Source organism: Acinetobacter sp. PW68 (assembly GCF_020982655.1).
Classification (GTDB): Bacteria; Pseudomonadota; Gammaproteobacteria; order Pseudomonadales; family Moraxellaceae; genus Acinetobacter; species Acinetobacter towneri_A.
This window is the reverse complement of record NZ_JAHZSX010000006.1, coordinates 1-11,040: the sequence shown is the minus strand read 5'-3', so window position 1 is coordinate 11,040 and position 11,040 is coordinate 1. Positions and strand designations below refer to the sequence as shown.

The window sequence follows — 11,040 nt, the reverse complement described above, 5'->3', positions numbered from 1 at the left end:
ACGTTCCACGCCTATTATTTAAGCAATGTTTCACGACTTTGTTCATATTAGTTAAACAATCGTGGTTAATCATAGGGTCTAAAAAAACGGCTCCAAAAGCCCCTTTTCTCCGGCTCCTGTTCAACGTGCTCCGGTACGGGAATCCGCTTATTTTCCGTTTGTTCCGGAGTAGTCAATCCGTCATGTTTCGGCTCAGGTTCTGACCGAGGATCCGTTGCTATATCTTGGCTAGGTTTATGATCGGTAAACGTAGTCATATTGGTTTTTGGAGCTTCTAACAGTCGTTGTATTGCTTCTATTTGATTGTCTTTTGCTTCTAGCTGTTCTCTTTGGAAAACTTCTCGCTCATGTGCAAGTTCTAGCTGTTTTTTAAGTATGTCTACTTGCTGTTTTAGCATGTCTACTTCTGTATCTTTTTGTACCGTAGTAGACTGTAACGTAGTTACATTATTATTTTTATTAGATGGTTCGCCAAATACTCGTATGGCTTCAGATAAATCTATTTTCCCATCACTATTTTTTGATAAATCCCCTTTATTTATACGTTTATAGATACTTTGACGATTCATTCCATAGAGTTGAGCTAATTCAATAACAGATAGTGCTTTCATCATGTAACCCAAGTAAAAGTCTGTATGTCAGTAGACAATATTTAGTAATGTAACGTTACATCAATGATTTAACGATAGCCAACCTTTTCAAGCATGGGAGCAAACTCTTTTAACTTCTCAGAATCTTTAAGCATTTCAGCAATTCTTACTGCGAATTGAGGATAGCTTTCAGTTCCTTGAGAGTATTTACTCATTTCAGGAAGTTCAGATAGCTTATTGGAAAATAAGTGGCGTTGAGAGTCAGTCATTTTTTTTGAAAAAAGATCTAGATTGCCAGATATTGTCTGATTTTCTAATGATTTAGTTTTAGATTTTTTTTGTTTAAAAGAAAAAGAAAAACCAGATATTGAACGGCCTTTTTTATGCTGTTGGTAGGTTGCCTCTATATCTGTTTTTTCGCTAATTTCAGAAATGGCTAAGTCAAGAACTCTAGTTTTAAAGTGATCCATACGCTTGTATTCATTAACACCAATTCCAAGTTGTTCTCTAAAAGTTGCTAATTCAAATACTGGCGTTTTTCCAATAGCTTTCCATTGAATTAATAACTCGTATAATCTTGCTGAATATGTACTGTTAAGCTGGGCTGTTTGGCTTAGTAAATATTGAGTAAAAAAGTCTTTAATACCATCAATTTTACTTATGCCTTGTACAACAGCTAAAGTGAAAACAAGTTCAATAGCCCCTTCATCATCTAGATATTTTACTTGCTGAATCCATCTACTTTTGACTAATTTCCCATCTTCATCAAAGAAGCTAAATCTTCTGTTAAATAAAGAATCCTCTGCTTCTTTCATTCTCTGATAAGCATTTTGCCTTGTTGTCCCAAAAACTTCAGCATATCTCAAAGCATCTATTCGTAAAGGAGTATCTGTACTTAGTCCAGTACCCGTATGTCTAGCATCAACAATGGCTAATTGAACAATATGAAACTCTGATAAAGATAGAGTTTGAAAAGCTTGGTTTAACCGATTGGTTTTTACAACTAATTCTTTTGACATAGACTGAATTGAAATATTTTTATACCCACAGATTATAGCAATGTGGGTATAACTGCAACTGTGTAGTTAAGGGTGTAATTAGGAGGGTAACTAAACGTGGGGGAATGGGTAACTAAACGTGGGGGAATGGGTAACTAAACGTGGGGGAATGGGTAACTAAACGTGGGGGAATACAAAGGTTAGTTATTGAAATTTAATAATTAAAACTAAGTTAAAAACATTTAAAAACCTTAAAATAATTAAAAACCTGAATCATGAAAAATTGCCCTCAAACTCTATTGAATCTCGCTTTCGCTCGATTCGTCGGGGCAATTTTTTGGCTCATCTCGTTGTGACTTCAATAAAAAGCAAAAGCATGATGAATTCGCTTCGCTCATAAAGCTTTTTACTCGCTTTGCTCGGTCTGGGTGCATAAGACTACATAAAAATGTAGATTTTCTAGAGTTCAAAGCACTTAAAAGCGGTTTTGCAGGGAGTCTAGGCGCAACTTTTCAGTGTGACGCTCGTAGACACTCGCTCTATATCTACCGGAAGGACTCAAATTGCACGCATACAGATAAAAATGAGCCTTATCTCTTTCAACACTTCACATCAGAATCTCAGAAACATACCAGCTCACTCGCTACTTTCTGTTCTTGAACACGCCTGAAAAATTTATTCATTTATTAGCATCAGAAAAAAAATTCAAAAACACCACTATCGGGGATTCGTTTTTTTTATTTCTGCTAACGTCAGGTGAATCAGTATTGGAACGCAAGGATACATAGAGACCCCTTTTTTCGCTTCGCTCAAAAATTGGTTCTATGACCTTGTTCAGGGAGACCCCGAAACCCCCCGACCGCCAAGACAAGCTTGGCGGTAAAAAGCAAAAGCAGCATGAGTCGAAAATGAAAACGAGAAACAAAGTTTACAAGGTGAGAATGTCAGATACCGAGCTTCAAAAACTAAGAGATGGGAATGTTGAAAATATCGCTAGATTCTTACGTGAGTCAGCTATGGCAGCAGTAGGCGGGAGAGAACAAAAGCATGTTTATACAAAACTTGATCGAGAGTTTTTACTCGAACTTTCAAGAATTGGTAACAACATTAATCAGGTCGCAAAAGCTTTAAATACTGATATTGCTAAAGGTGAGCCGTTTGATGCTGTGAGACTGTTTCACCTGTTGATTGCTATCAATGAAAACCTTGAAGCACTGAGACGAGACTTAAAATGATTGTCGAATTTTTCAGATATGGCGCTGGACTTTCAAAAGGGCCGCTTGATTACTTTCTTGGGAAAAAGCGCGACCGTGAGCATGCAAAAATTTTAAGTGGTAATGAGCAAGAAGTTGCAGGACTTATAGACAGTTCGCCTTTTGCAAAAAAATATACGTCCGGATGCCTGAGTTTTTACGAGAGCGATTTATCAGATGAAGCCAAGCGCAAAATCATGGCCGATTTTGAGCACTGTCTTTTTCCAGGTATGAGTTCAGATCAGTATCGAGTGCTTTGGATTGAGCATCGGGACAAGATAAACGAGGAAACAGGGGAGCGCAGGCTTGAGTTAAATTTCTTGATTCCAAACACTGAAATCCTGACAGGAAACCGGCTACAGCCCTTCTATCATGAGGCCGATATGCCGAGAGTTGATCTGTTTAAGAAGATTATTAACTTTGAGCATCAGTTACATGACCCAGACGATCCGATGTTTCGCCAAGACATCAAAACTAAGAAAAGCCTGCCTAAAAATACCGCAGACATCAAAAGAGTTTTAGATGTAGCAGCAAAAAAACAAATTGAAGAAGGCTTTATTACTGACCGTGAGAGCATGAAACAGTGGCTTATTGATCTTGGGTTAGATGTCACTAAAGAAACAGCAAAAGCCATTTCCATTAGAAATCCTTATGGCGATGAAAACTCACGCCCTATTCGCTTAGAAGGTGCTATTTATGAGCAGAATTTCAGATTTGGAGCAGAGGGCGATAGCCTTACAGCAGAAGCGTCAGAACGATACAGAAGAGAAGCTCGAAAGCGTTATAGAGAAAATCTTCAGCGATACGCAGAACAAATTGACGGCAAGATCCGAGAATTTCAGCAGAAGTATCAGCAAAGAGACGCTGAGCTTGAGAAAGCAGGACATGCAAGCCACGAAAGAGCTAAAGACCCAAATCTTGACCAACAAGGAGGCGTTGAAAAATCAGCAGAGCGAAGCCACGAGCGAGATTATCGAGCAGATTACAACAGACAAGAAGACGTTGCAGAAAGCACATACAGAAGCAATCACCGAAATTCAGGCAGCCTGCCAGAAGCAAGTCGAGAGCTTAGAGGAGATCTTGCAAGAGTCGAACCGCTTACAAGAAGATATAGTGCGCCAAGCGACTTTGAAAAAAGCCCTTATTACGTCAGTTTGGCCGTTGATTATTCTAGTTGGCGTTTTAGTTATGAGCAGTATAGCAACAGGACTTTATCTAAATTACCAAAAAAATCAGTTAAGCCGAATGAACCAGCAAATCGAGGATTTACGAGTGAGGGGAGCAACCTTGAATCTTTTGACTTGCGACAAACAATTGTGCGTACAGATAGACCCGAAAGCTCCGCATTACGAGGGCAATTATCGGGTAATAGTGGAGAAATAGAAGTAAATGAGCAGTCTAGAAGCCCAGCTATTGGGGATTATCGAAGAACAACAACAGCAATTGAAGCAGCAACAGCAGCAGCAAGAGAAGGCCTTGAAGCAGCTGGAAGAGCAGCAGAAAGCACTAGGATTGCACGAGAAAGCCTTGCAGCAACTAGAAGATTACACAGCGATCTTACTCAAAAAGAGCGAGGAAGAAGTGCAGATCGTCAAACGCTATCAGGAAATAGTGAAAAAACTCTCAGAGCAGACAGTCTCAGAGCATTTTTCAGAGGCTTTACAGAACGAATTGGCGACCGTTTTAAAGACGCATGTGACGAAATTGGTGAGTTCTTTAGACGTACAAGAAGAATTGAGAAGCTTGTTAAGGGAGATTTTGCCGAGCCTGGTGCAAGCAGAAATAGAGAAGCAAACGAAGCCACTGGCGAACCAAATCAGCGAGAGAATGAACTCAGTCGAGCAGTATCAACAAAAGTTAGCGGATTTAATCCAGGATATATCTTCAAGGCTCTAGATGAGTTAGATAAGCGCAAAGAGCTACAAGCAAAGCAACGGGCTGCTGAGCGCAGTTCAGGACTGGATTGTGAAATGTAAAGAGGGATTAATGAAATGAAAGATTTGAATATAAATTTGATGAAAGCCAATATCAGGAAACACATTTTGAAAGGCAGAGGTATTGAGTTCTTTAATATGCAGTTCAACGACTGTAATCAGGTTCTCAAATCCCTCAGTTTCCCCGGTATTCATCCGAGCCAACTCTGTCGAGTAGCTCGGATTATGATGCCTACTTTTAAAGAGGAACCCCCCACGATCAGTAAGTAGTTCTAGGGAGCTTATGACGATGTGGGGTGGACTGAGTCCGTTTTACCCAATCTTCCGGATATTCTTGACTGTAAGAATCATAGTAATGACCTGACCAATATTCCTGATTGTCTTCTTGGTATTCGTGATCTTGAGAAAAGTTGTGGGTGCTTTGTTGCGCTACAGCATGTTGCTGAAGTGTCTTTTCAGCTGTTTTTTCCGCCTGATCTAAAGTCATGAAAATATCGAGCAAGGCTTGGCGTTGTTGATGATTCAGAAGTTTAGCGCTTTCGACAATCAGTTGTTTAGCGAGGTTTTTTGGGATGCATGGGTTTGCATCATTGAATTTAATATGCATAGCAGTTTCCTAGATAAGAGTTTAATTATCTCCATCACTTCTCACGGCAATGGAGGCAACTTAACAGGGGTGAGAATACTGAATCTAGGATCAGCCAGCACGAAGCTGCCCTGCTAAGCTACCATAGGGACTGCTTAACAGTAGGCAAAAAAATAGCCGCAAGTGCGACATTTAATTGCACCTAGATTTTATCAGGTTCTCACGCCTGGACACAGATTTTGCTGCGTTAAAATAAGATTATCCAGTAAAAAGCAGGGCGTCAAGGTCCTAATCAGTAGTTCTTATAAAAACTGAAAAAATCTAACTAAAAGGTGTCTATAAAATCGTTGGCTATTCAGTGGCTTACATCTGAATTTCGTATAAGAGATTTTATGTTAAATAGATAAAGTTTTAAGTCATCTATTTAAACTGAATACTAGAGCATCAATATTTTTTGCTGGATTATTTGGGTCATAGATTTTAGTCTCTAATTTTGAAACAGATACATTGGACTCAACGATTTGATTTAGATTTTCAATATCTATTTCGGGAAAGCTATCATACTTGCGCTTACTCATAATTAAATGAGCAAAAAAAGGCGAGCTGGTGTTTAAGTTTAGATGAGCAAAGACTCTCGCTGGATGCTGAATAGCCCACATGCCACGCACTCGTAAATCAGTAATACCTAAAGGATCAACCTTATTGACCTTGGCAATTTCGTTAGTTTTGATAAGTTCTAGATCTAATTGTTTAATACCGTCTGTAATTGTGTTTTTAATATTTTGATAAACTGATCTATCGGCTGAGTAGCAGTCACCATAAACAAACCAAATACCCTTTAAGACTTTGTCTTTTACAACACCAACCACATAGAGCATATCCTTTTTAGTCCACTGTTTCTCACTGTCTAATAATGAATCATCTTCACATATTTGACAGTTTTTGGTGATTAAGGGATCATCTTTATAAAAATAATCTTTGGGAAATGAACTATTTAAGGCAATACTTCCTGTTTGCGATTCTACCTTTTTGATTTCAATAGCATCACTGTTTCGCAAAATCGCATCAGGTGGATTGTTTTTATTGCCTAGGTAAGAAAATACCTGTTGATGTAAGGGCATGTGGTCTGGATTATTTAGACTATTGGCATATAAGTCTTTTACAAACTTCTCCAAAGCGTCACCCACCTGATTAACTCGGTTCGATACATTATAATTTTCATCAAATGCTTCAATAACTGTATCGCACAAGAGGTTGAATGCTTGAAGTGTATTTGCCATTTTATGATTTCATCCTTATTAGCTTGCTTTTTTAATAGCGATTGATTTTTTTAATACACGAAGAATGCTCTCAGCTAATATCTGAGCAAAATCAACATTTACTGCATTCCCAATCATCTTATAACCATGATTTACATCTGTATATTTAAAAATAAAATTGTCTGGAAAACTTTGAATACGAGCGCATTCACGAACACTTAAACGTCTATATTCACCTTTCGGTGAAAACATAAATTTATCTTGTTCTAGTTTTATCATTTTCGGTGCGCTTGGATGAATAGGGGCATGTCGTCCACCAGCTTGAATAGTAAAAGATGGTTCATCCCATGCTCTAACACGGTTTCTTGACATATACATAGATGAAAAGCCACCTGTCATATATTCATGATTGGCAATTTCAACATCTGGGTTCGGTTTTGATTTATTCAGTGCTGGTACAGCATTATGTTCTAGATCTTTAATGATATCTTCTAGATGCTTAGGTTCTTGTGTTGGCTCTGGAAATGAGTAATCGACATTGAGATCAGATCTAAAACCAATAAAAATAACTCGTTTTCGATCTTGAGCAATCCCAAAATCTGCTGCATTTAGAAGTTTAAAATGAAGATCATAACCAGCTTCAAGAAAGGTATTTTTGATGTTCTCGAGAGCATCTTTATGTCTAGGAGCTAGCATTCCACTAACATTCTCAGCTAAGAAAAATGATGGCTTTTTAGCTTCAAGAATACGAATAAAATCGAAAAAGAGTTGCCCTCTTTTATCTTCAATGCCTCTTCGTGAACCTGCTTCGCTCCAACTTTGGCATGGTGGACCACCGATAATGCCATCACAATCTGGAACGTCAGATTCATTGATTAAGGTGATACTACGCTTATCTAAAGTTGTTTCAGGATGATTATGCTCATAGGTAGCCCAAATATCTTTATCAAATTCATTGGCAAAAATGATGTCAAAACCTGCTTGTTTGAAGCCAAGATCTAGACCGCCTGCACCAGAGAAAAAAGAAGCTATATTAAGAGGCATATTGAAAACACGATTGATGATTTAAAGTAATTTTTACATTTTTGGATTCAAAAGGCCAGTTTTTTTTAAAATAAAGCGTCGTATCACGTCGTGTTAGAGCATTATTGATACTGTAAATATAATTACAGATAGAGATGCATTAAGATTTCCTAAAATTAACATAATACACGTTATACGCATTTTAAAAATGGAGGATAAGCCTCCATTTTTATTGAGTTTTCTAATTTTTTATGCCTGTGGAACTTACTCAGTATCAGTATATGAAACCACTAAATCAATGAGTTCTTCTGATGGTGTACTACAAAATTCACGGATTCGTTCGGCTACAGTTTTCCCATCTGTATATTCTTCATCAGCATAGTTGTTGAAGTCAAAAAGAACCTCGGCCATACCAATTGGAAGATTTAACCCTGCTTGTAAAGCATCATAAGAGTCAATATCAGTATGTCCTTTCCATTTAATAATAGCCATTGTATATGGCTTACTTAATGGACTACTAAGATGTTCTTTAGTGATGTCTAACCTGTCCATATAGAATCCTGCATCCTTCCAATTTGGCAAAGTCACAGCCCATCCAATAGCACAAGCAACCGTATTACAGTCAGTGAGTAGTTGTTTATCACTCACGAAGCCAACGGAGTCCTTAGACGGTCTTCTCCAAGTGCGAATATCAAATCTATTGGGATCAAGCTTTTCTAAGAAATCAGCTAATTCTAAAAGTAGATCGGTACGCATGATTTATTACCTTTAATTATTTTTAATGAAGTTGTTTGGGGAACTTTCTTTTCACTTCATTTATGATGTCCTGAGGATATCGGATTTTCTAGGGTTAGTTTAAAAGCTAATTTGAATATTCACTTTATCAACTTCAATACCTGCTGCATGAGCGATCATTTCTTTTGCTTCGGCAATAATTACTGATAGCTCTTTGGTTTCATCAAAACTATTTAGATCACTAGATTTTTCAAAAGTCTCTGAATCTTTTTCAGCATTAGGATTCGCATTAAATACAGACCATTCCACAGCAGCTATATCAAAATCAAGTTTTTCTAATAGGTCATTTGTATTCAAATAAGCAACGGGATATCTCTGGCCTGCGGTTAATTTTTTCCATGCTTGTTTAAATTGTTCTGTATTAGGCAATAAAGCATATTCACTGATTTGAATTAATTTTCTGCCCTCATATTTTTTTGTTGGAATACAGCCCGAAATTTTACCAATCATGAATGCTTGACCATGTCCAAGCCCATCCTTGACAGCCCATGTCTCTCGATGATTTCGGATAAATATTACATATTTAGCACTTTTAATACGGTCTGTTCGAGCAATCCAATATCCAGAACCACCCTCTGATTCCATCCACTTTAAATCTTTTCCTGTAAAGATACCGATAACTTGAGTCATTTTTTTCATCCTATACGTTATTTTTATTTAATCTATACGATATAATTTAAAATGTAAAGTTTTTATCGTATAAAAATAAATTCTATCGTATAGAAATGAATTTCTTATCCGTTAGTTTTGTGTTTCACTTTTGAGTAAATTGCAACATTATTAAGAATTTCTACAATTAACATAATACACCTTATACGCAGTCAAAAATGGGAGCCTAAGCTCCCATTTTTATTGATGATTTTTTAATTCTTTTAGCATGGCATCCCGTAAAATTTTATTCATTCGTGTTTGATAGCCTTTGCCTTGGGCTTTTAGCCACTGCATGACATCTGCATCGATGCGAACCGTAGTTACTTGTTTAGTCGGCTTGTAAAATGGATTTTGCACTGCATTTTTCCAAAAACTTTCATCAAGTTCAGGAATGTCTGAAAAGTCTATTTCACTGTCTGGGCGTTTAGCCAAAGCTTCAAGTCTTGCCTTTTGTTCTTCAGACAAAACAGGAGGATTATTCAAATCCATTTTGTAAGTAACGGTTTTGCTCATACTGTTTCCTCTCTTTTTTCTCTGCCTGTCGTGCCGAAATAATGCGGATATGATCCATTCCATTATGGTCTTGTACTGTGTGGGCCACCAATAAAACAGCTTGCCCATGTACCATACCTACCGCTTGCCAACGATATTCACCATTTTCAAAGCGATCCTGTTTATATAAGGCATGAGCATCGTAAAAAACCAATGTTGCATCTTCAAAAGCTACACCATGCTTTTTAAGGTTTATTTCTGCTTTATGCTCATCCCATGAAAACTCAATTTCCATAGTTGCATCGCTTTTTGTTAATATAAAAATGTTAATACAAAATTGTAAATTTTGCAAAGTTGTTCCATTTTTTATTGGCAAAATATTACAGAATCGAACATAAAAAAGCCGACTTGTTTCAAAATCGGATTTTTGGGCATTTTTGGGTTTTTCTTGTTTCGTTAAGTGGTTGATATTTATATTAATATACAAGTGTATTGCGTATAACCACCATTATGTTAAATGGAGACTGTTAAAGTGAATTTTTAAGTCGCTTTTAATTAGCATTTGATATTTCAATCAATTTTTATCTTTCACATAAGTGTATAATTTAGATTATATTATTCTACTAAATTTAATTATGAATCCAACAACTGACTCGATTATTGCTTGTATCGGACTATTATTCTTTTTCGTTTATTACATCATTTGGATGTCATATGTTAAGAAGCTAGAACAATTAGACCCTATTGTTGAAAAATGTCGTAAAAAGTCTGAGTTTTTTAGAAATGAATGTGACAGTCTCAAAAAAAAGGTCAAGGCTCAGATTGTCACAGAATTGGTACTCAAGGACTTATTTTTAGATTCAACTAGCGTATTTGGAATTTTAAAAGGTATTTATAAGTATAAAACTAATGATGCGATACAAGAATTAGATGACTTAAGTGTAATTTTAAGCTATCCCGTTCATTTTGTTGAAACAGCAAAAGAAATGAATGGTATAAGCATTGTAGTATTTATTATGTGTGTTGCAGGAGCTATCTCCTTTGACTCTTATATTTTTCTTTTAGTTTCAGGTGTTGGGTTCATCGCTTCTGCTGTATTGCAAGGAGAAAAGAAGGAGGAAATGATCTATTCCAAGGATTCTAATTTTTTCATAAAACTTGAAATATGCGAATATGGTAATAGAACACTTTATTATTTCAGTGAGAATGAACCTGTCTTGGTAGCTGAGGTAATTGTGAAAGATGGATCTGAATTTTATCCTAATAACTTTGAGAAAAGTTTATAGCTAAATATTTTTTGATGCGCTCTTATATTTTTAATTTGATAATTAATCAGTTTTTCTAAAATTAACATAATACACCTTATACGAAATGCGTTATAATCATCCTTATAATTCAAAGCTGTATTTCCTAGTTGATAGCCCATCTTCCCCAAGTTGGGTTTTTTTTATGATTTTTC

The 11,040-nt window shown here is 36.6% G+C and carries 12 protein-coding genes; 3 read left to right on the top strand and 9 right to left on the bottom strand.

Translation table 11 applies throughout. The features are described from left to right. Positions 1 to 65 precede the first annotated feature (65 nt). Positions 66 to 611, bottom strand: coding sequence for a plasmid replication DNA-binding protein (locus tag K1T76_RS14880; protein ID WP_171325022.1), 546 nt, complete (start codon positions 609 to 611; stop codon positions 66 to 68). A 68-nt stretch (positions 612 to 679) separates the two neighbouring features. Then, complete coding sequence (gene repM, locus K1T76_RS14875; RefSeq protein WP_086222692.1) at positions 680 to 1,609, bottom strand: replication initiation protein RepM; 930 nt, start codon at positions 1,607 to 1,609, stop codon at positions 680 to 682. Positions 1,610 to 2,529: 920 nt separating this feature from the next. On the opposite strand from repM, the gene mobC reads away from it, so the two are divergent. Together mobC and K1T76_RS14865 are read left to right on the top strand one after the other, a co-directional pair. Next, positions 2,530 to 2,823, top strand: coding sequence for a plasmid mobilization relaxosome protein MobC (gene mobC, locus K1T76_RS14870; protein WP_230245739.1), 294 nt, complete (start codon positions 2,530 to 2,532; stop codon positions 2,821 to 2,823). After that, positions 2,820 to 4,817: a relaxase/mobilization nuclease domain-containing protein gene (locus K1T76_RS14865; protein ID WP_179996664.1), complete on the top strand. Its 1,998-nt coding sequence runs from the start codon at positions 2,820 to 2,822 to the stop codon at positions 4,815 to 4,817. Before mobC ends, K1T76_RS14865 begins: the two co-directional genes overlap by 4 nt. Before the next feature lie 217 nt (positions 4,818 to 5,034). Here the strand turns inward: K1T76_RS14865 and K1T76_RS14860 are convergent, their stop codons facing one another. The 7 genes from K1T76_RS14860 to K1T76_RS14830 form a co-directional block, all read right to left on the bottom strand. Beyond that, positions 5,035 to 5,382, bottom strand: coding sequence for a hypothetical protein (locus K1T76_RS14860; protein WP_070155624.1), 348 nt, complete (start codon positions 5,380 to 5,382; stop codon positions 5,035 to 5,037). Positions 5,383 to 5,777: 395 nt separating this feature from the next. Next, positions 5,778 to 6,641 (bottom strand): NgoPII family restriction endonuclease, encoded by an 864-nt coding sequence (locus tag K1T76_RS14855; protein WP_087933289.1) that lies wholly within the window; start codon positions 6,639 to 6,641, stop codon positions 5,778 to 5,780. Positions 6,642 to 6,659: 18 nt separating this feature from the next. Beyond that, positions 6,660 to 7,664 carry a DNA cytosine methyltransferase gene (locus K1T76_RS14850; RefSeq protein ID WP_087933288.1) on the bottom strand — a complete coding sequence of 335 codons (1,005 nt, stop codon included), beginning with the start codon at positions 7,662 to 7,664 and terminating at the stop codon, positions 6,660 to 6,662. Between the two features lie 243 nt (positions 7,665 to 7,907). Next, positions 7,908 to 8,399 (bottom strand): hypothetical protein, encoded by a 492-nt coding sequence (locus K1T76_RS14845; RefSeq protein WP_230245738.1) that lies wholly within the window; start codon positions 8,397 to 8,399, stop codon positions 7,908 to 7,910. Between the two features lie 99 nt (positions 8,400 to 8,498). Continuing rightward, complete coding sequence (locus tag K1T76_RS14840) at positions 8,499 to 9,068, bottom strand: hypothetical protein (protein ID WP_230245737.1); 570 nt, start codon at positions 9,066 to 9,068, stop codon at positions 8,499 to 8,501. Positions 9,069 to 9,287: 219 nt separating this feature from the next. Then, positions 9,288 to 9,602, bottom strand: a complete 315-nt coding sequence (locus K1T76_RS14835; RefSeq protein ID WP_057069499.1) for a BrnA antitoxin family protein — start codon at positions 9,600 to 9,602, stop codon at positions 9,288 to 9,290. Then, positions 9,565 to 9,876 carry a BrnT family toxin gene (locus K1T76_RS14830; protein WP_230245740.1) on the bottom strand — a complete coding sequence of 104 codons (312 nt, stop codon included), beginning with the start codon at positions 9,874 to 9,876 and terminating at the stop codon, positions 9,565 to 9,567. The genes K1T76_RS14835 and K1T76_RS14830 overlap by 38 nt, the downstream gene beginning before the upstream one ends. A gap of 340 nt (positions 9,877 to 10,216) precedes the next feature. Between K1T76_RS14830 and K1T76_RS14825 the strand changes: the two genes are divergently transcribed. Next, entirely contained in the window at positions 10,217 to 10,867 is a 651-nt protein-coding gene (locus tag K1T76_RS14825; protein WP_230245736.1) for a hypothetical protein, read from the top strand. Positions 10,868 to 11,040 lie beyond the last annotated feature (173 nt).